At 54.8% G+C, this 18,614-nt stretch carries 21 protein-coding genes; 7 read left to right on the top strand and 14 right to left on the bottom strand.

Annotated features, from left to right (window positions below):
- Nucleotides 1–102: 102 nt before the first annotated feature.
- From K0B01_08430 to K0B01_08440, 3 genes are all read right to left on the bottom strand, one after another.
- Nucleotides 103–444 carry a hypothetical protein gene (locus tag K0B01_08430; protein ID MBW6486156.1) on the bottom strand — a complete coding sequence of 114 codons (342 nt, stop codon included), beginning with the start codon at nt 442–444 and terminating at the stop codon, nt 103–105.
- 22 nt (nt 445–466) lie between these two features.
- Complete coding sequence (locus K0B01_08435; protein MBW6486157.1) at nt 467–1,198, bottom strand: hypothetical protein; 732 nt, start codon at nt 1,196–1,198, stop codon at nt 467–469.
- A gap of 64 nt (nt 1,199–1,262) precedes the next feature.
- Entirely contained in the window at nt 1,263–1,589 is a 327-nt protein-coding gene (locus tag K0B01_08440; protein ID MBW6486158.1) for a hypothetical protein, read from the bottom strand.
- A gap of 253 nt (nt 1,590–1,842) precedes the next feature.
- Here K0B01_08440 and K0B01_08445 point away from each other — a divergent pair, with 253 nt between their 5' ends.
- The 6 genes from K0B01_08445 to K0B01_08470 are packed head-to-tail and all read left to right on the top strand — an operon-like array spanning nt 1,843 to nt 6,359.
- Nucleotides 1,843–2,325: an aminoacyl-tRNA deacylase gene (locus K0B01_08445; protein MBW6486159.1), complete on the top strand. Its 483-nt coding sequence runs from the start codon at nt 1,843–1,845 to the stop codon at nt 2,323–2,325.
- Nucleotides 2,322–2,882, top strand: coding sequence for a thioredoxin TrxC (gene trxC, locus K0B01_08450; protein MBW6486160.1), 561 nt, complete (start codon nt 2,322–2,324; stop codon nt 2,880–2,882). Before K0B01_08445 ends, trxC begins: the two co-directional genes overlap by 4 nt.
- Before the next feature lie 22 nt (nt 2,883–2,904).
- Nucleotides 2,905–3,453, top strand: a complete 549-nt coding sequence (locus K0B01_08455) for an NUDIX hydrolase (GenBank protein MBW6486161.1) — start codon at nt 2,905–2,907, stop codon at nt 3,451–3,453.
- A gap of 30 nt (nt 3,454–3,483) precedes the next feature.
- The gene (locus tag K0B01_08460) at nt 3,484–4,431 is read left to right on the top strand and encodes a hypothetical protein (protein ID MBW6486162.1); all 948 of its coding nucleotides are present in this window, start codon (nt 3,484–3,486) and stop codon (nt 4,429–4,431) included.
- An 8-nt stretch (nt 4,432–4,439) separates the two neighbouring features.
- Nucleotides 4,440–5,099: an HAD family hydrolase gene (locus K0B01_08465; protein ID MBW6486163.1), complete on the top strand. Its 660-nt coding sequence runs from the start codon at nt 4,440–4,442 to the stop codon at nt 5,097–5,099.
- Nucleotides 5,100–5,153: 54 nt separating this feature from the next.
- Nucleotides 5,154–6,359 carry a hypothetical protein gene (locus K0B01_08470; protein ID MBW6486164.1) on the top strand — a complete coding sequence of 402 codons (1,206 nt, stop codon included), beginning with the start codon at nt 5,154–5,156 and terminating at the stop codon, nt 6,357–6,359.
- Between the two features lie 35 nt (nt 6,360–6,394).
- On the opposite strand, the gene K0B01_08475 is transcribed toward K0B01_08470, so the two are convergent.
- Nucleotides 6,395–7,252: a D-alanyl-D-alanine carboxypeptidase gene (locus K0B01_08475; GenBank protein MBW6486165.1), complete on the bottom strand. Its 858-nt coding sequence runs from the start codon at nt 7,250–7,252 to the stop codon at nt 6,395–6,397.
- A gap of 338 nt (nt 7,253–7,590) precedes the next feature.
- Between K0B01_08475 and gpmA the strand changes: the two genes are divergently transcribed.
- The gene (gene gpmA, locus K0B01_08480) at nt 7,591–8,337 is read left to right on the top strand and encodes a 2,3-diphosphoglycerate-dependent phosphoglycerate mutase (GenBank protein ID MBW6486166.1); all 747 of its coding nucleotides are present in this window, start codon (nt 7,591–7,593) and stop codon (nt 8,335–8,337) included.
- 3 nt (nt 8,338–8,340) lie between these two features.
- Here the strand turns inward: gpmA and K0B01_08485 are convergent, their stop codons facing one another.
- The 10 genes from K0B01_08485 to K0B01_08530 all read right to left on the bottom strand — a co-directional run bounded on the left by K0B01_08485 (nt 8,341) and on the right by K0B01_08530 (nt 18,464).
- Entirely contained in the window at nt 8,341–8,685 is a 345-nt protein-coding gene (locus tag K0B01_08485) for a succinate dehydrogenase (GenBank protein MBW6486167.1), read from the bottom strand.
- A gap of 73 nt (nt 8,686–8,758) precedes the next feature.
- Nucleotides 8,759–10,315 (bottom strand): cytochrome b N-terminal domain-containing protein, encoded by a 1,557-nt coding sequence (locus K0B01_08490; protein ID MBW6486168.1) that lies wholly within the window; start codon nt 10,313–10,315, stop codon nt 8,759–8,761.
- 1 nt (nt 10,316) lies between these two features.
- On the bottom strand, nt 10,317–11,564 hold the full coding sequence (sdhB, locus tag K0B01_08495; protein ID MBW6486169.1) for a succinate dehydrogenase iron-sulfur subunit: 1,248 nt from the start codon (nt 11,562–11,564) through the stop codon (nt 10,317–10,319).
- 1 nt (nt 11,565) lies between these two features.
- Nucleotides 11,566–13,281: an FAD-binding protein gene (locus tag K0B01_08500; protein ID MBW6486170.1), complete on the bottom strand. Its 1,716-nt coding sequence runs from the start codon at nt 13,279–13,281 to the stop codon at nt 11,566–11,568.
- A 92-nt stretch (nt 13,282–13,373) separates the two neighbouring features.
- Nucleotides 13,374–14,249, bottom strand: coding sequence for a succinate--CoA ligase subunit alpha (gene sucD / locus K0B01_08505; protein MBW6486171.1), 876 nt, complete (start codon nt 14,247–14,249; stop codon nt 13,374–13,376).
- A gap of 75 nt (nt 14,250–14,324) precedes the next feature.
- Nucleotides 14,325–15,488 (bottom strand): ADP-forming succinate--CoA ligase subunit beta, encoded by a 1,164-nt coding sequence (sucC, locus tag K0B01_08510; protein ID MBW6486172.1) that lies wholly within the window; start codon nt 15,486–15,488, stop codon nt 14,325–14,327.
- Nucleotides 15,489–15,754: 266 nt separating this feature from the next.
- The gene (locus tag K0B01_08515) at nt 15,755–16,297 is read right to left on the bottom strand and encodes a 2-oxoacid:acceptor oxidoreductase family protein (GenBank protein MBW6486173.1); all 543 of its coding nucleotides are present in this window, start codon (nt 16,295–16,297) and stop codon (nt 15,755–15,757) included.
- Between the two features lie 2 nt (nt 16,298–16,299).
- Nucleotides 16,300–17,103 carry a 2-oxoacid:ferredoxin oxidoreductase subunit beta gene (locus K0B01_08520; protein MBW6486174.1) on the bottom strand — a complete coding sequence of 268 codons (804 nt, stop codon included), beginning with the start codon at nt 17,101–17,103 and terminating at the stop codon, nt 16,300–16,302.
- Nucleotide 17,104: 1 nt separating this feature from the next.
- Nucleotides 17,105–18,253: a 2-oxoacid:acceptor oxidoreductase subunit alpha gene (locus tag K0B01_08525; protein ID MBW6486175.1), complete on the bottom strand. Its 1,149-nt coding sequence runs from the start codon at nt 18,251–18,253 to the stop codon at nt 17,105–17,107.
- A 1-nt stretch (nt 18,254) separates the two neighbouring features.
- Nucleotides 18,255–18,464: a 4Fe-4S binding protein gene (locus tag K0B01_08530; GenBank protein ID MBW6486176.1), complete on the bottom strand. Its 210-nt coding sequence runs from the start codon at nt 18,462–18,464 to the stop codon at nt 18,255–18,257.
- Nucleotides 18,465–18,614: the final 150 nt, after the last annotated feature.

Genomic DNA, 18,614 nt, shown 5'->3' on the forward strand with positions numbered 1-18,614 from the left:
TACTCCAATCATTTTTTCTTGGGGCTAGGCCGGATGAGGGGACTGTATCGGAAAGTTATATAAATAGCAAGTATCTTATTAATAAATTCTTTTCAGCGGCGCTCACGACTGTAAATCTCTTGCGCCGGGGGCCGCCGCGCCGGAAATACCTGCCGCCTGCCCCTCGTTCAGGTAATATTTGCCGCCCTCGATCCGCACAACATCCTGCCGGACCAGTGCCGCCAATGCTTTGGGACGGTAATCACGGAGGCCGACGTGAAAAAGCTCCACCTTGCTGTAGGGAAGCTCACGCGCCGAAGCCGGATCGAAGGCCTGTTGCTTTCTCAAATCAGCGACGATGGCGTCAGCCGCCCTTTTCATCTTCCAGCCGGTAATTCTTAAGATAAGAATCAGCACGGCGATCAATAAGAGGGACATGAAGATTGTTTTGATTGTTTCCGCCATATCGGCGCCCCGTCCGCAAAAATTAGAATATCAAGGTCAGTGGATAGACCTGTTTCGTATCCGCTGCCCTGATGCTGAGCCGCAGCTCTTTGGGTTTCTTCGCCTCCCCGGGATAGAAGATAAAACCATTGGCCACTTGATGGGGGGCAATGGTCTGCGCGGACAGGGAACGATTCTGGAGGTCCTCCCGAATTTGTCCCCTGACCTCGGAATCGGTCATCCCCTTTGCCCCTCCCATCGTAATCCCCGCGGCGGCCCCGACGGCTGCGCCCTTACCGGCGGTTGCTGCAACATTCTGCCCAGTTACGATGCCGATCGCCGCCCCGATAGCCGCGCCAGCCGCACCGGCAAGCAGTCCCCCCTTCCCCGCTTCCGGGAGAACCCGCCCCAGCTCCGTCGCCTTGTTCAAACGATCATACGCCATCCCCTGATCGAGGATCGGCCAGAGGTTGTTCTCCTCATCGACCAGAAAAGTCTTGCCCGTTACAATCTCCAGCGGATGGTTTCCGGCATTGTCAAAAACAACCTGCACCGGCAGCAACCCTGCCCCCCGGATGTCAAACCCGAAAGCGGCAGCCGCTTCCTCCTTGCCGTCATAAGCCTTCGCGGCAATTGTGGCCCCGGCCACGGTTTTGGCATTCGGGTAGGCCTCCGGCAGCTTGAAGGGCGTCACCTTCCGCTCGTAGGTGGTGCAAGCTGCAAGCAAAAGAACCGCCAGCAATGCCGCAGAAACCAATTTTAATGACTCTCGCATATCTCCTCCCTCTGACATAAATACCCAGGTCTTTCCCGCCGCCCCGGCTCGTTTACTTCCGCAGCTACTCGGCCTTCTTTTTCTTTTTTGCTTTCGTCTCGGCCGGGGCTTCCGGGGCTTCCTTCTTGGCCCGAGGCATGTTCTTCTTCGGGTTTGCCAAGCGTTCGGCCTTGATGGCGTCAAGTTCCCCCGTCCGCTTGGCGACCTTTTCAATCGCCCGCAAGCGCGCCGCCGTTTCCTTAAGCTTGGACTTCAGTTCCTTGACAATCACATCTCTGGGGATCGCTTTTTCGTCCATGCCCTTTTCGGCAAGCATTGCCAGGCGCTTCTGCAGCTTTGAATTAAGTAACGCCTGCTGTTGCAGTCTTGTTTCCTTGCTTTGGGAATTCATCGTTATCTCCTTTAAAATATTGTATATTTATGCTGACATTTTTTATTGCTTCTGCAATGTAAAGAAACTGTTGGGTCCTTTATCAGAATTTTAAACAAAAAGCCAGATTGTTCGCATTACTGTTTATCAAAAAGTCTTCCCTGCCAGTGCATTCTTTAACGTCCCGGTTTTATGCTTGACAAGGTCATTGACCTTCCGAGGTTTTATGGCTATATTGCAAAAGGTGCAAGAACGCCTTAAGGATTGAGAAAAAATGGCCAAGGAACGGATACCGGCAACCCCCGCCCTGCTCTTTATGAAAAAAAACGGGCTCAGTTTCACGTTGCGGTCCTATCGCTATGAAGAACATGGGGGAACAACCGTTGCCGCGCGTGAACTGGAGGTTGATGAAAACCTGGTGATCAAGACGCTGGTCATGGAGGATGATGGCGGAAAACCCCTTATAATCCTCATGCATGGGGACCGGAAGGTTTCCACCAAGGCGCTGGCCAGGGTTATGGGGGTAAAATCGGTAACCCCCTGTGAACCCCATGTTGCCGAAAGGCATACCGGCTACCGTGTCGGAGGAACGTCTCCGTTTGGAACGAAACGCCCTCTTAGGATTTTTATGGAGGAAGACATTGCGCTTCTTCCCAGGATCTTGATCAATGCCGGAAGTCGGGGATTGCTCGCGGAAATGGCGCCGGCGGAGCTGATCCGAACATTAAACCCGGTCAGCGTAAAGGTGGCAATATGAACAACGAAGAGATGGTGGTGCGGTGCCTGAATTGCGGCGCCAAAAACCGGATATCGAAAGAAAGGATGCATGACCGTCCCCTCTGCGGAAAGTGCGGAAAGCCGCTGGACGAGATAATCATCCGCTGTCTGAGCTGCGGCACAAAGAACCGCATTCCCGAAAACAGGCTCAGTGAAAACCCCCTCTGCGGTAACTGCGGCGTTGTGCTGGCGGTAACGGCGGACGCGGGCCGTCCGATTGAGGTCAATGACTCAACCTTTGACAGGGAGGTCCTTTCCGCCCCCGGGGCCGTGCTTGTTGACTGCTGGGCGCCCTGGTGCGCCCCCTGCCGCCTGGTGGCGCCGATCCTCGATGAACTGGCTGCCAAATATGCGGGAGGCATCCGGATTGCCAAGCTTAACGTGGACGAAAACCAGGTTGTTGCTTCTCGTTACAATATCCGCAGCATCCCGACAATGCTGTTTTTCCGGGACGGCAAAATGGTCAAAAGCCTGGTTGGCGCCCTGCCGAAAGAGACTATTGAACAAAATATCAGCGCGCTGATGCAAAAAAATTAACAGGCGCCAAGGAGAAAAAACCATGCCGGATGCAGGAGAACTCAACCGCAAACAGCTTTATAGTTGCCGCATTTTTGACTTGTACCAAAGCGACGTCCGGCTTCCCGATGGCCGGAAATTCCAGTATAGCTGGCTTGACCACCGCCCCACAGTAGCCGTCGTCCCGGTAAATCAGGACGGCAAGCTGGTGCTGATTGATCAGTACCGGCAAGCGGCAGGCGGGATGATTGTCGAAATACCTGCCGGCACTATGGATAAGCAAGGAGAGGATGTCGCGGGATGCGTGCAGCGTGAGCTTGCCGAAGAGGCGGGCTTCCAGGCCGGCCGGCTGATCAGGCTTTTCGAAGGATATCTCGTCCCTGGATATTCCAATGAATACATGTACTTTTACCTTGCCACTGATCTTCACGCCGCATCCCTTCCCGGTGACGAGGACGAGTATATACGGGTCATGCAAGTTTCCTTCGACGAGGCCAGGCAGATGATCCGCGACAGGCGGATCGTTGACGTCAAGACGGCGCTCGGCATACAAATGGCGTGGGATTTTCTGCAGGACAGGCTTGATTTTTAACCGCTATCCGGCAATTCAGCAAGGAAACGAATGAACGAAAAACTGCAAACAGGGCTGCAAGAAGGAATAAAAAAGGGGTATGAGGGTTTTATCTGGATGATGAAGATCGTGATCCCGATCTCGCTTTTGACGGCAATTCTCGACTGGAGCGGTCTTCTGACTCATCTGGATTTTTTTCTCAAACCCTTGATGGGGGCGCTTTCTCTTCCTCCCGAGGCGGCCTTGCCGCTTTTGATAGGCATTCTCAGCTCCGTTTACGCCGCGATCGCGGCGATGATAGTCTTTCCCTTCAGCGCCGGGCAAATAACGCTGATGGCCGTTTTTGTCCTGACCGCTCATGCGCTGATCCAGGAAGGCATAATTCAGGGCAAGTCCGGCATCCATCCACTCAAGGCAACGCTGGTCCGGCTTGGCGCCGCGGCAGCCCTTGTCCTGCTGATCGCGCCCTGGGCCGGGAGTTCCGCGCTTATGTCCGCAGCCGCCATGGGAAAGGTCGCGGCAAACACCGCCTTTAGTGCCATGATCGGGCGCTGGGCGATAACTACAGCGTGGCTCATCGTCAAAATATTCCTCATTATCATTGCGCTGCTTACCGTTTTGGAACTGCTCAAGACATTCGATTTGATTCATCCCTTTGTGCGGGCGCTCAGCCCTTTTCTCCGACTCATGGGGTTGAACCAGAGGGTGGGATTTCTCTGGATGACGGCGGTTGTCTTTGGTCTCTCATATGGCGGGGCGGTCATTGTGGAAGAGGCCAAAAACGGCAGATTGAACAAGGAAGAACTGGAACTTCTCCATCTTTCCATCGGGATGAACCACTCGATGGTGGAAGATCCGCCGCTCTTCATGGCCCTGGGAGTCAATCCGCTCTGGCTTTATCTTCCCCGCCTGTTGATGGCAATTGTCATTGTCCGGCTGGTGCGTTTTTATCAGTACCTGACACATCGTCAACCATCTTTAGCAAGCAGACAGGAGTGAACCGGAACATGACGGCTGCCGTAGAATCAATGATGCTTTTCGACTTTGACGGGGTGCTTGCCGACTCGCTGCACCTGTACTCGGAGGCGGTCAGACTTATCCTCGAACGGATTGGCACGCCCATCGTCTCGAGTCGCGCCGATTATCTGGAACTTTTCGAAGGGAATTTCTACGAATCAATGGCTGGCCGGGGGGTTGACCTTGCGGCCTTTTCCCGCGCCGCAAAGGAAATTCTCCCCGGCCTCGATTACAGTGCGATGAGGCCTTTCCCGGGACTCATCCCGGTTTTGAGCTCCCTGCAGCAAGACAATCTGCTGGCCGTTGTTTCGTCAAACGGTTCACAGACAATCGCCAAAGCGCTGAGCAGTTTTGGCTTTTTAACCTATTTTCAGGACATTCTCGGCTCTGATTTTCTCTTCAGCAAGCGGGAAAAAATCAGCCACGCCTTATCGAAATATGGGGTTTCCCCTTGTCAAACCTACTACATAGGGGACACGACGGGGGACATTGCCGAGGCGAAGGCAGCCGGGGTTGTAAGCGTGGCCGCCGCCTGGGGGTGGCACAGCCGGGAGAAGCTCGCCGCTGCCTCTCCCGATTTTCTGATCGATACGCCTCAGGGCCTGCTTGACCTGGGAAGCGGGCGCCGGAGCGCTGCGGCGGAATCGTAACGATAGTGCGGGGGCGAAACCCCCTTTCCCTGCACGTAATCGAGGTAAAAGATAGTGATTACCATAAACGGATTTTTGCACCGGGAAGTCCTCAGCGACGTTATTCGCCGCTGGATGTACAATGAGACGCGTCCCGACGATGCCGACAGCGTGGTCAAACTCGTCCATTTCAACAGCGTCTTTGTCTCCCGCTATCTGAAAATTTTTGCCCAGGGCATCTTTTCGGGACTGCGTCCGGGCCCCCTTTCAGTTTTCCCCGCTACCAGAAAAGGCGATCTGAAAGACGCCCTTGTTACGTCGCCTCCATATCGCAATGAAAGAATTGACCAACTCACCGGCGATTACCGCCTTAATCCGGGACGTTTTTACCGGGAAACGCCCTTTAACGGCGCACTCTATTTTGCAGCCGGCAACAGTGAACGAATATATGTAGGATCCAGCAGAATCAAACGGGTACGTCGTCTTGCCGAAAAATCGGCCCGCCGGATCATCGATATCATCTTTGACCGGATAAAAAAAGACGCCGACATGATGGCAAACGACCGGGCGCGGCTGTTGGGGATTCCCCGCACCTCACTCCTGACCGCTCCGGAGGAAATGGAAGCGGAGTTTTTTCGGGCGGAGAATCGGCTGCTCGAGGATTTGCGCGAGCGACGACCAATCGACGCGGACGGAAAAATTGATCCGATAAACGATGTCGCCGGCATCAAGGTTATCCTCGAGCCCCACGAAGAAATGAAAATTCAGGAGCTGATAGCGCGCGCAGCGAACGGCGAGATTGTCGAAGCGGAGAAGCACAGCGGGCGTTACAATGCGACCAATCTGGTCGTCCGCTTCCGCCCCCCGAAAAGGGATATCCTTGCCCTTCCCCTAGAAGAGGGCTCTCTCCGCATCATGCAGGCGCGGGGGTATTCCCCGTATGAGGCGAATCAATCATTCCGGGAGTTTGTGCTTGCGGGGGAGGAGGATGTGCTGGTGGAAATAATCGTTTCCAGTTATCAGGAGATTCTGGAAAGCGAACTTGGCAAAAGCATGCACGAAGATAGAATTATTGAACAGAGGCTGAAGCAGCAGTATCGGGGACCGCTTGCCAGGAACATTGGATATCTTTTGGAGTATCTGTTTTTCTTACCCGCCGCCTGCCGCAACGGCGTCCTGGGCGAACTGCCGATAAAGCTCTGGGACCGTTATCTTCCTGATTATTTCGACGAGGTGTTGAAGGGGCTGTTTCACATTCCGCCCATAAACCAAATCAGTTAGTCAAAATTTGGCCAAGGCGGCAGCCATGCTTGATTTTACCCCTGGCGATTGCCTTTATTGATCCTTCTGAATCCCTCATCGAGGAGCTGTCCCGTTTCCCTTGCCCGGATGCCGGGGCTCTTTGCCCCCATCACCACGGCGATCAGGCGGGTGTCCCCCCGTTTTGCCGTCGCAATTATGTGATATCCGGCGATTGCGACCCATCCTGTCTTCAAGCCGTCCGCGTCGGGATAATGGCGCAGCAGGCTGTTCCGGTTGCGCTGGGTGATGCTGTTGTAGGTGAAGTACTGGGTGGAATGCAGATCGAGCGCCTCCGGAAAGCGCTGCAGATAGCTTCTGGCCAAAACAAGCATGTCCCGAGCCGTCGTAAATTGGTTTTTGGCGGGGAGACCGTTGGGATTCTGGAAGTTGCTGTTGGACATCCCTAATTCACGGGCCTTCCGGTTCATCTGCGCGACGAATTGCTCCACGGTGCCCCCGAGATATTCGGCCAGGGCAACGGAGCCGTCATTGGCGGAAACAACCGCGATCCCCTTCATAAGTTCTCCCAGGGTAATTTCACTGCCCGCCTGAACGAACATGCGGGAGCCGCCCGTATTCGATGCCTTGCGGCTGATCCTTACCTGGTCGGAAAGCCTGGTTCGCCCCGCTTTTATCGCCTCGTCGGCGATGTAAAGGGAGAGGATTTTCGTAATTGATGCCGGTTGGAGACGCGTATCGGCAAAATGGGAATAGAGTATTCTGCCGGTATTCATGTCCATGAGGATAGCCGAACGGCAGGTCAGCTTAAGCCCCTCGGCGGCAGACAGGTGCGGCCAGAAAAAAAGCGCGGATAGAATTATTAAAACGCTGATGCTTCGCTTAACGATGGCTAATCCCCCTCCGTGGCTCAAAAAACCCTGGCAGCAAATAGCCGGCGAGGATGCCGAACTGCGCGCTGCTGAATTGGCGACTCCCCAGTGCAGGGCTGGTATAGGTTGACAGGAGCATTGAAAAGATAACAAGGCCGATTAGCGTACCTATCCATGCCCCTGCGCTCAAAATTGCGGCGTACAGTAATAATTGCGACCCTCAATGTCAATGAATTTTTTTCCGGGCTGGATTTGCCAAAACGATTATGATATGGATGCCCACACATAATCGGTCTTCGGCGCCCCGTTTATTCAGGTTGATTGTAACGGAAGTCGCTATTTATCATGGAACCAAAAATACACTAACGGAGGAAAGCACCATGATCAGAATGGTTTTGATTCGGCACGGGGAAAGCGCCTGGAATCTGGAAAACCGCTTTACCGGATGGACTGATGTTGATCTTACCGAAAAGGGGATTGCCGAGGCTCATCAGGCTGGCAGGCTTCTGAAAGAAGAGGGTTATACATTCGATCTGGCCCATACTTCAGTGTTGAAGCGGGCGATCAGGACATTATGGATTGTGCTGGACGAGATGGAGCTGATGTGGCTGCCTGTGCATCGGTCGTGGCGGCTCAACGAACGCCATTACGGGGCCTTGCAAGGGCTCAACAAGAAGGATACCGCCGATAAGTACGGCATGGAACAGGTGCATATCTGGCGAAGAAGTTATGACACCCCGCCGCCTGCCTTGGAAACGACAGACGAGCGTTTTTCGGGCAGCGACCCAAGGTATAGGGGGTTAGAGCCAGCGGAGCTGCCAGTGGGGGAATCGCTGAAAAATACGCTGGAGAGGGTCCTTCCCTACTGGCATGAAGCGATTGTCCCGGAGCTCCGCGCGGGCAAGAAATTAGTGATCGTGGCGCATGGAAACAGCATCCGCGCCCTGGTGAAGTACCTGGACGATGTCCCCGACAATGTGATTACCGAGCTGAATATCCCGACAGGCATTCCGCTGATCTATGAGCTTGACGACCAGCTACGCGCCGTCAACCATTTCTATCTGGGGGATCAGGATGCCGTCGCCCAGGCAACCGCGTCAGTGGCGAATCAGTTGAACAAAAAATAAAAATCAGAAGTATAATATCCGGTATTTAAGCACGATCACAAAAAGGACGAAGGCCAAGGCGATCATGACATAAAACAGGGTTTTGTGGAGGGCGGTATCGGCGCCCAGATCGAGAAAAATCACCCGCAATCCCAAACACGCGTGGAGAAACACTAAAAATGCCATGATGGCCTGCAGGCTCACCATATAGGGATAGACCAGATGAAGCGCGATCAGAATAACGATCAAAAGCGCAGAAAATCTCTGTATAAGCCATGCCCACATCCCTACCTGCGTTGCACGCCATTCGGAGAGACTCAGCGAATCCCTTCTGCGTATGATACGGTCGGCATTTTTTGTATCTTCCATCTTTTCCCCCTTTATGAAATAGCTAAAAAATAGTTCCTGCGTCCGCCCGGCGGCGGCTCTCTCTGCAGAGATGTTATTTGTAGTTTGCCGCGAAATACCCGGCAAGCTGGGCGATCTCTTCCCGGGAGGTTTTCGCAAGCGGGCTTTTCTCGTGCAATTCCTCTTTGTTTTTCTCAAGCAAAGCGACTATTTGCTGCGTCCTGCCACTGACCTCCCGGTCTGTTATCCCCTGTTCGTTGCGATAGATAATATGGGCGCTCCGAAACAGGGACGGTTCTATCCGCTTCGCCTTGTAATGCGTAAAATCGATGCTGCGCAGGTAGCTCACCAGCGCTTCCCGATCGGCGTCATCGAGATGATATTTTACCATTTTCCCCTTTTTGCCCAGGGTTTTGTCGGGATCCTTCAGCAGATTCCGCAAGAATTCCTGGTCTCTTTTCGTGCCGACCTTCCACAGATCGGGCGCATTTTTCATGCCCACCCCTTCGATGCTGTGGCAGCTGTAGCAAACATTTTTTTCAAAAAGCGCCAGTCCGGCCAGCTCCTTGACGGTAAGCGGACGATCCGGGGCAAAAAATTTACCAGGCAGAGGCGAGGAAACCTCGGCGATAAGCGTCAGGTACAGGATAAGAATGACGGCGCCAAAGCCCGTGGCAATGGCAAGCGGTCTCTTTGTGTAGGCGCGCTCCGGGTTCTTGTCGTAGAAGGGCAGAAAGAGCAGAACGGCGATCCCGAACAAGGGAAAAACCGTTAAGGCAATAACAATCGATTTACCCTCAAACATCTTCAGTATTTCATAGCCGAAGAGGATAAACCACTCCGGTTTGGGGACGGAATTGATCGACGCCAGCGGTTGCGCCGCGGGGTCTGCCGGAACGCCGACATAGCGGGCCAGTATGAACAAGGCCGCCATCATCAGCAAAGAGGCGATCGCGTCCTTGGCGAGTTGGTAGGGGAAAAATGGCTGCGTACCGACCTCGATCCCGGCGCGGGGGGGAGGTCCCTTCTCGCCGTGGATCTGAATGAGCGCCACATGGTTGGCGATAACGGCCAGAATCGCCATCGGCAGCAGAATCATGTGCAAGGAGCCGTAGCGGGTCAGCGTCAGGCCTCCGACCTGAATGCCTCCGACCATGTTGGCCAGCCAGCCGCCGATCAGCGGCAGGAATTCAAAAACCTTCGCCAGGATGGTGGCCGCCCAGTAAGAACGGTCTGACCACGGCAGGATATAGCCGGTGAGCGCCATCAGGGCGGTCAGAAAGAACAGACACAGGCCGGTTACCCAGATAAACTGGTTCGGTTTTTTATATCCGCCGTGGAAAAAAGCCCGGAGCAGATGGATAAACACCGTCAACACCATGAAGTGGGAGGCCCAGTGGTGGACGCCCCTGATCAGCCAGCCCAGCGTCAGTTCATTCTGGATGTACTCCACGCTGCCGTATGCCTCCTTAAGCGTAGGGACGTAGTTGCCGGCCAGCAGGAACCCCGTTATAACCTGGATGATGAAGAGAAAAAAGCTGAGAGAGCCCAGCGTGTACCACCAGCCAATATCCTTGGAGAGGGGTTTGTAAAAGAATTTCGTCTTCAGCAGTTCCCACGCCCCCATTTTGCTTCCCAGAGTCTGCTCCATATTATGCGACCTCCTCCTGGAGATAGAGTATCCCCCCTTCGACCTTGACTTTAAGATGGGCCAGTGGCGCCGGGGGAGGTCCTAATGTGACTTTCCCTTCCTTATTGAAAGCGCCGCCGTGGCAGGGGCATAAAAACATGCGAATGGATTCGTCCCAGTAGCAGATGCAGCCGAGATGCGTGCAGGTGGGATCCATCGCGGAGAGGGCGCCTGCTTCATCTTTGACGAGATATGCCCTTTTCGGGTAGGAAACAAGCTTGCCCCGTTCCCATTTCTGTCTGTTGTAGGCTATTTCCAGCGGAACGTCCGGCTGCAAATTTGGCATCTCGCCCCACTTTATCCAGCCCGACTCCCAACCCCGCGCCGGTTCGCTGAACAGGGGCGGAAACATGAGCAGAAATCCGGCGCCGATCGCCCCGGCGCCACCCCAAAATGCCGTTTTCATGAAGTTTCTTCTCGCAGAAACGGCCTCCGGGAACGCCACAGGCAACGGCTTCGTCTCTTCATCGACCAGCTCTTCTCGCTGGGGCGAGGTGAAACGATACTTGACCGCTGTCCTCTTCAGGTGGTGGATCGCACCGGTGGGCGAGAGCTGTTTCGGGCAGGCCTCCATGCAGTTGAATTCGTCATGGCAGCGCCAGATCCCATGCTCGTCGGAGAGATTGACAATGCGCTCGCTGCCCAGCTTGTCTCTTGTATCCCGGAGTTTGCCGTCCGCGGCCAGCATGCCGAAAGGACCGGGAAATTTCTGATCCCATCCAGCCATGGTGCAGGCCGCGTAACAGGCGCCGCACATGATGCACTCCACAAGGCCGTCAACGCTCTTGCGGTCATCGGGAGACTGGTAAAATTCCTTTTCGGGAGGGATCTCCTTGGGAATCAGGAAGGGTTCGACAAGTGTGTATTTTTCGTAAAAATCGGTCATATCCACGACCAGATCCTTGATCAGCGGCAAATTGGCGAGGGGTTCGACCTTGATCCGGGGCGATTTTATGTTTTCGACGAGGGTCCGGCAGGCCAGGGCAAACTTGTCGTTGATCTTCATCCCGCACGACCCGCAAACCGCCGCCCGGCATGAGGAACGGTAGGCCAAGCTGCCGTCGTAGTTTTCCAGGATGTAATAGAGAGATTCCAGAACCGTCAGCCCTTTGACAACGGGAACTTCATAGGTCTCATAATGAGGTTTTTTGTCTGCCTGAGGATCATAGCGCAGTATCTCAAGAACCGCCTTTTCGCCTATTTGAGCCATCTTAATATTTCCTTTCTTCCGGTTGCCATTTCGTGATGGTGACAGGTTTATAGGAAAGCTCCGGGCCGTCTTCCGTAAATCTGGCAATGGTGTGTTTCTGCCAATTTGCATCATCGCGGTTCGGAAAATCCGTTCGGGAGTGAGCTCCCCGACTTTCTTCCCGGGCAAGGGCGCCAAGTGCAATCACCTCCGCCAGATCTATGCCGGCCGCAATCTCCAGGGTCCATGTCCGATCAAAATTGAAGACGCTGCCCTTGGTGGCGGAGCGGATATTGCGGAACCGCTTCTTGACCGCCCTGATCTCCTGCAGGGCAGACTCCAAATCAGCCTTGTTTCTGAAGATCTGCACCTTGTTGTCAACGATGTCATGCACCTCGTCCCTGATTTTGTAAGGGTCTTCCGAACCGCCGCGATTGTAAAGTTCCTCCAGTTCCTTTTCCTTCTTCCGGAGCGCATCCTTCACCAGGCTGTAATCCTTGGGCGCCCCCTTGCCCTGGATCGCCAGGGAGGCGTTCCGACCGGCGATTTCTCCAAAAACAATGGTTTCGAGCAGGGAGTTGCCGCCGAGACGATTGGCCCCATGAACGCTGACACAGGCGCATTCCCCCGCCGCGTAGAACCCCTCCACCTCCGTCTTGCAGGTGTGATCGCAATCGATCCCGCCCATCGAATAATGCTGGGCGGGGCGGATGGGGATCGGCTCCGTGACCGGGTCAATTCCCAGAAAATCCACGCAGATGGCCTTTATTCCCGGCAGCCTCTCGTCGATTTTCGCCCGGCCGAGGTGCCGGATATCGAGATAGACATATTTTTCGCCCTTGATGCCGCGCCCAGCGATCAGCTCGGTTTCTATCGAACGGGAAACCATATCCCGCGGCGCCAGTTCAATCGCCTTCGGGGCATAGCGCTTCATGAAACGCTCCCCGTCATTATTGATCAGATATCCTCCCTCGCCCCGGGCGCCTTCGGTCATCAGGATATGTTTGCCGGTAATGCAGGTAGGATGAAACTGAACGAATTCCATGTCCTTGATTGGCACTCCCGCCCAGTACGGCATCGTTACGCCCAGGGCGGTGGAGCTGTAGGAATTGGTGGTGCGCCCATACACCCGGCCCGATCCCCCGGTTCCAAAAATGACCGCATGGCCAAGAAACGCCTCCAACTTGCCGGTACGCATGTTGAAAGCGGTCAAACCGTGGCAGACGTTATCTTCGATGATCAAACCGACGGCATAGTACTCGTCGTAGAGCTGCACCCTGTCTTTGAGGGTCAGATATTTCTGGTAAACGGCGTGCAGCAGAAAGTGGCCGGTTCTGTCGGCCCCATAGCATGTTCTGGGGAAAGCCGCCCCGCCGAAAGGCCGCTGGGCGATGGAGCCATCGGCAAAGCGGGAAAAGGGAACGCCCCAGTGGTCCATCTCGCGGACCGTCTTCGGGGCCTGTTCGGTCATGATCAGAATTGCATCCTGATCGCCGAGAAAATCCCCGCCCTTGGCTGTATCATAGCCGTGACGTTCGGGACTGTCGTCCTTTCCATCCGGATGATTGCACATGGCGGCATTGATTCCTCCCTGCGCCTCTCCGGAATGGGAACGGATGGGATAAATCTTGGATATCCAGCCGACATCCACCCCCCTGAGGGCCGCCTCGTCAACTGCCCTCGTTCCCGCCAACCCTCCTCCGACAACAATCAACTCGTGGGCATGAACATCCATCAATGGTTCCTCCCTCAGTATTTTTCCGGTTTGTTGTTTTTGCGGTCTAAAGCATTTTTTCCCTTCTTGTCAAGGGAAAAACGGAGTTAACATTGCTATTTTTTTTTGAGAATCTCCGCCATTCGCTGACCCAGCTCGGCGGGATTTTTCTCCACGATAACGCCGGCATTTTCGAGGGCCTTGAATTTATCGGCGGCTGTTCCTTTTCCGCCGGAGATGATCGCCCCGGCATGCCCCATCCGCCGTCCCGGCGGGGCGGTTCTGCCGGCAATAAAGGAAACGACCGGTTTTTTCACCTGCGAGGTGATGAACTCCGCCGCCTCTTCTTCCGCCGTGCCACCGATCTCGCCAATCATGACAATAGCCTCTGTTTGCGGATCATGTTCGAACAGGGACAGGATATCCGTAAAGCCTGAGCCGACAATCGGGTCTCCGCCTATTCCTACCGAGGTTGACTGGCCTATCCCCAGATTCGTCAACTGCCAGATCACCTCGTAGGTGAGGGTACCGCTGCGCGAGACAACTCCGACGTTTCCCCGTTTATGGATAAAGTTCGGCATGAAGCCGACCTTGCCTACGCCCGGGGTTGTGATTCCCGGGCAGTTCGGGCCGATCATTCTGGCCCCGGACCCCTTCAGCGCCTGTTTTACTCGAACCATCTCGAGGACGGGAATTCCCTCCGTCATGCAGACTATAAGCTCAATACCCGCTTCAATAGCCTCGAAGACGGCATCCGGGGTAAAGGCCGCCGGCGTGTAGATTGCGGAAACATTGGCTCCATGCCCTTTAACGGCCTCCGCCACGCACTCATAAACGGGAATGCCGTCCAATTCAGCACCCCCTTTGCCCGGAGTAACGCCGGCAACAATCCTCGTTCCCATCTTCACCGCTTCCCGGGTGTGAAAGCTCCCTTCGGAGCCGGTGATCCCCTGAATTACAATCCGTGACTTTTCATCCAGCAATATGGCCATAGGAAATTCTCTCCTCGACGCCTTTCATTTTTTAATCAAAGTCCGCTTGCGAAGGCGGCACTTGGTTAGGCAAGCTTACGGCACCAGAGCGACAGCCTGCCGGGCCGCCTCGTAAAGACCTTCTGCCACCGTGAACCGAAGCCCCGATTCAGCGAGCATCTTTCTGCCTTCGGCAACATTCGTCCCCTGGAGCCTCACCACCAGCGGCAGCTTAAGCTCGATATTGCGAGCGGCCTGGATCAGCCCGGCGGAAACCCTGTCGCACCGAAGGATGCCGCCAAAGATGTTTACGAGGATGCACTTTACATGGGGATCGGCGGTCAGGATTGTGAAGGCCTTTTGAATCTGCTCCGGCGATGCGCCACCGCCGACGTCGAGGAAGTTGGCCGGTTCCCCACCCGCCATCTTGATCATGTCCATCGTCGTCATCGCAAGCCCCGCCCCATTGACCATGCAGCCGACGTTACCCTCTAATTTTATATAGTTTACCGAGGCATTTTTTGCCGCTACCTCCAGGGGGGCCTCTTCGTCCTGATCCCGCAGCCCCTTTATTTCCGGATGGCGGTAGAGTCCGTCATCGTCGAAATCAAGCTTGGCATCGAGGGCGAGGAGCCTGCCGTCTGCGATAATGGCCAGCGGGTTTATCTCTAAAAGGGAACAATCCTTGTCCAAAAACAGCCGGTAGAGGTTGCGGACAATCTCGGTAAATGTTTGGCGCTGTTCGGCGTTTAAATGAAGAGCCGCGGCCAGTTTGCGCGCCTGGAAGGGGCTGAATCCCACAACCGGGTGGAGTGCGCAGGAAACGATCTTCTCGGGAGAGTCGGCAGCCACCTTTTCTATCTCCATGCCGCCCGCCTCCGACGCCATCAAGACAACGCATTCCCTTTTTTGCGAGCGATCCACCAGCAGGCTCAGGTATAATTCCCTTTGCACCTCCGACGCCTCCTCCACCAGTACGCGGCGCACCTTCTTCCCTTCCGGGCCGGTCTGATGGGTGACAAGCTGCATCCCGATGATCTTTTCGGAGACGGCAAACGCCTCTTCCGGTGAAGCAGCGAGTCTGACCCCGCCCCCCTTGCCCCTACCCCCGGAGTGAATCTGCGCCTTTATTACGACTTTTCCCGATAATTCCCCAGCCGCGCGGCGTGCCTCTTCCGGGGTGGCAGCCGAGCCGCCGCGGGAAACGGGAATCCCGTATTCCCGAAGGAGTTCCTTTGCCTGATACTCGTGGATCTTCATCTATGTGCCTCCAGGGATTATATATTCATGTTCGGCATCGCAAAAACCGGGCATGAGGATTCATTGCCATATTTTTTCTCTGATGGCCTCGCTCCGACTCGCAAAGAGCCCGCTTTAAAAACGGGCCGTTTTACGGGCCGGAAATCTGAATAATGAAACTTAGTATTTTGTAAAAAAGAAGAAGAAAGCATCGGTGATTATCTATACTTTCCCAAAGATCACCGCCATTAAGGCCTTGTCTGTTTTAACCCCTGCGCAGTCTTCGCTTACCGGAATTCCTCGCCGAGTTTAAGTCCAAGATCCAAGGCCTGCTGATTCATCGCCAAAAAACCTGGCGGTATCTGTTTTTCCAGCACCTTGATGATGGATTCAGGACGCACCAGGCGCGTAAGCCCTATAAGCGTGCCGAGCATAAAGATGTTAAAGACGATGGGTTTGCCGATCTTTTCCATAACCGTATCGTACATGGGCAGATTGAGCTGCCGCGCCTCCACCTTCTTCTCCGTTTTTACGTAGCGGGCATCGGTAAGAAGCAGCCCCCCCGGACGGATTATCGATGAGAAACCGGCGTATGCCTGCTGGGTAAGACAAACCAGAACATTGGGCTGGGTCACCTTCGGAAAGTAGATCGGCGAATCGGCGATGATGACGTCGGAGCGGGTGGCGCCTCCCCGCGCTTCCGGGCCGTAAGATTGAGCCTGCACCGCAATCAGGTTTTCATAAAGCACGGCAGCTTCCGCCAGAATGATCGCCGCGGTGATCACCCCCTGCCCGCCGGAACCGGAAAAAACCATTCTGCATCGTTCCATAATTACTTACCCTTTGTCGCCCGTTCGATGATGTTGTGATATTCATCACAGTACTCAGGCGCCTCTCTGTTGACGAAAATTCCCCGTTCGATCAGCGAGGAATCCGCCAGCTTTTCCCGGGACCCGATGGGGGTCGTGCGTGTTTTGAACCTCTCCATCATCTCGGAGGCGCTGCCCTCTTTGTTCTTTCTGCCAAAGTACGTGGGACATTGGCTCATGACTTCAACGACCGAGAATCCCTTGTGGAGAATTGCCGCTTCCAGCACATCAGTCAATTGCTTTATATGGTAGGTTGTGGAACGGGCCACAAAGGACGCCCCGGACGCAACGGCCATAGCCACGACATCGAAATCCGGATCGATGTTCATATAGGGAGCGGTTGTCGCGTAGGTGCCGTATCCGGACAGGGGCGAGTACTGCCCGCCGGTCATTCCGTAAACACGATTGTTCATGACGATAGCCGTCATGTCGATGTTTCTGCGACAGGCATGGATGAAATGATTGCCCCCGATGGAAAGGGCATCCCCATCTCCCATCGGCACCAGCAGCGTCAGCTCCGGACGGCTCATCTTGACGCCGGCGGCAAACGCCAGCGCCCGGCCGTGGATTGTGTGCAGCGTATGAAAATCGAGATATCCCGAGATGCGCGAGGAACAGCCAATTCCCGATACCATCACGATGTCGTTTTTTTTGAGTCCGATATTCTCAACGGCATGAAGCAGGCCGTTCAAAATAATGCCATGCCCGCATCCCGGACACCAGAGGTGGGGGAAGAACCGTTCGCGGATGTACTCCCTTGTGCTCATGCTACACTCCTCTTCCCTGGATTATTCGGAGAATATTCAAGATCGAAGTCGGGGTAATCAGGGTTCCGTCCACCTGGTTGGCCAGAGAGACCTTATCCGGCCTTTCCACCGCCGACTTGACGGACTGGAGAACCTGCCCCATGTTCATCTCCACGACCACCACATATCGGGCATTTTGCGCCTTTTCCCTTACCAGCGCGGCGGGAAACGGCCACAGGGTCTGAAGTTCCAGCAAGCCAAGCCTCTCTCCGCGTTGACGGCGGTTCATAACCACGTGCAATGCGGAACGGGCCGATGAGCCATAGGAAATCAAGAGCGTCTCCGCGTCTTCGGTATAGTATTCACGGTACCTTGTCAGATCATCGACATGATGTTCGATTTTGTCCGTCAGGTGGCGCATCAATCCGTAAACTACCTTGGGGTCTTCGGAGGGAAAGCCCCACATGTCGTGAAAAAGCCCGGTGACATTATAGCGATGCACGCCCCCGAAATCGGACATAGGGAGCCTGCCGTCCTCGCGGGGGAGATAGGGGTGGTAGTCAACCCCGTCAGGGAGGGACGTCTTCAATCTTTCCACAAGCGGCAACTTGCCGGGAGGGGGAATCTCGAGACGCTCCCGCATATGCCCGATCACTTCGTCGAACAGCAGAATAACCGGGGTGCGATAAGTTTCCGCAAAGTTGAACGCGTCAACTGTAATCGAAAAGACGTCCTGATGGTTGGAGGCTGTCATGGCTACAATGGCGTGATCCCCGTGGATGCCCCAACGGGCCTGATTGACGTCTCCCTGACTGAGTTTGGTCGGTAATCCTGTCGAAGGACCACCACGCTGGACATCGACTATCACGCAGGGAATCTCCGCCATGACCGCGAACCCCAATGCCTCCTGCATCAGTGAAAACCCGGGGCCGCTTGTCGCCGTCATCGCCTTGTTGCCGGTCAGGGACGCGCCGATAATCGCGCAGATCGAGGCGATTTCGTCCTCCATCTGCATGAAGATCCCGCATTTTTGCGGCAGACGCGCCGACAGCAGTTCCGCGATCTCGGTGGAGGGGGTGATCGGGTAACCGGCAAAAAAACCAAGTCCGGCGTAAAGGGCGCCCTCAACACAAGCCTCATTGCCCTGCACAAATTTCACTTGTCCGCCCATTTCACTCCTGCTCCGTTTCGACCACAATTGCCAGATCCGGGCACCTCAGCTCGCAAAGCTTGCAAGCTATGCAATCCGTTGGTCTCGCGGCAATCGCTTTTTCCTGGTCATCCAGTTCCAGAACCTTTTTGGGGCAAAAATGGACGCAGATTCCACATCCCTTGCACCAGTTCCGGTTGATCACATGACGTTTAAGTTTTGGTTTCGCCATACGTTGCCTTGCCCGTTCCAACCATTTCGGGGATGCGTCCCCTCAATCCATCTTTTGCCCTGCGAAGAGCTGCTTGTTGCGATTCTAAAAAATATATAAAATGTTCGGCAGGGTTTCTTAAAAATTTTGTTATCTATAACGAAGGATCTT

It is taken from the genome of Syntrophobacterales bacterium (assembly GCA_019429105.1).
In the GTDB taxonomy this organism is placed as follows: Bacteria; Desulfobacterota; Syntrophia; order Syntrophales; family UBA5619; genus DYTH01.

Coding starts and splice junctions, on each gene's coding strand:
- K0B01_08430 (MBW6486156.1), bottom strand. CDS start 444: ATGGCGGAAACAATCAAAACAATCTTCATGTCCCTCTTATTGATCGCC.
- K0B01_08435 (MBW6486157.1), bottom strand. CDS start 1,198: ATGCGAGAGTCATTAAAATTGGTTTCTGCGGCATTGCTGGCGGTTCTT.
- K0B01_08440 (MBW6486158.1), bottom strand. CDS start 1,589: ATGAATTCCCAAAGCAAGGAAACAAGACTGCAACAGCAGGCGTTACTT.
- K0B01_08445 (MBW6486159.1), top strand. CDS start 1,843: ATGGCCAAGGAACGGATACCGGCAACCCCCGCCCTGCTCTTTATGAAA.
- trxC (MBW6486160.1), top strand. CDS start 2,322: ATGAACAACGAAGAGATGGTGGTGCGGTGCCTGAATTGCGGCGCCAAA.
- K0B01_08455 (MBW6486161.1), top strand. CDS start 2,905: ATGCCGGATGCAGGAGAACTCAACCGCAAACAGCTTTATAGTTGCCGC.
- K0B01_08460 (MBW6486162.1), top strand. CDS start 3,484: ATGAACGAAAAACTGCAAACAGGGCTGCAAGAAGGAATAAAAAAGGGG.
- K0B01_08465 (MBW6486163.1), top strand. CDS start 4,440: ATGACGGCTGCCGTAGAATCAATGATGCTTTTCGACTTTGACGGGGTG.
- gpmA (MBW6486166.1), top strand. CDS start 7,591: ATGATCAGAATGGTTTTGATTCGGCACGGGGAAAGCGCCTGGAATCTG.
- K0B01_08485 (MBW6486167.1), bottom strand. CDS start 8,685: ATGGAAGATACAAAAAATGCCGACCGTATCATACGCAGAAGGGATTCG.
- K0B01_08490 (MBW6486168.1), bottom strand. CDS start 10,315: ATGGAGCAGACTCTGGGAAGCAAAATGGGGGCGTGGGAACTGCTGAAG.
- sdhB (MBW6486169.1), bottom strand. CDS start 11,564: ATGGCTCAAATAGGCGAAAAGGCGGTTCTTGAGATACTGCGCTATGAT.
- sucD (MBW6486171.1), bottom strand. CDS start 14,249: ATGGCCATATTGCTGGATGAAAAGTCACGGATTGTAATTCAGGGGATC.
- sucC (MBW6486172.1), bottom strand. CDS start 15,488: ATGAAGATCCACGAGTATCAGGCAAAGGAACTCCTTCGGGAATACGGG.
- K0B01_08515 (MBW6486173.1), bottom strand. CDS start 16,297: ATGGAACGATGCAGAATGGTTTTTTCCGGTTCCGGCGGGCAGGGGGTG.
- K0B01_08520 (MBW6486174.1), bottom strand. CDS start 17,103: ATGAGCACAAGGGAGTACATCCGCGAACGGTTCTTCCCCCACCTCTGG.
- K0B01_08525 (MBW6486175.1), bottom strand. CDS start 18,253: ATGGGCGGACAAGTGAAATTTGTGCAGGGCAATGAGGCTTGTGTTGAG.
- K0B01_08530 (MBW6486176.1), bottom strand. CDS start 18,464: ATGGCGAAACCAAAACTTAAACGTCATGTGATCAACCGGAACTGGTGC.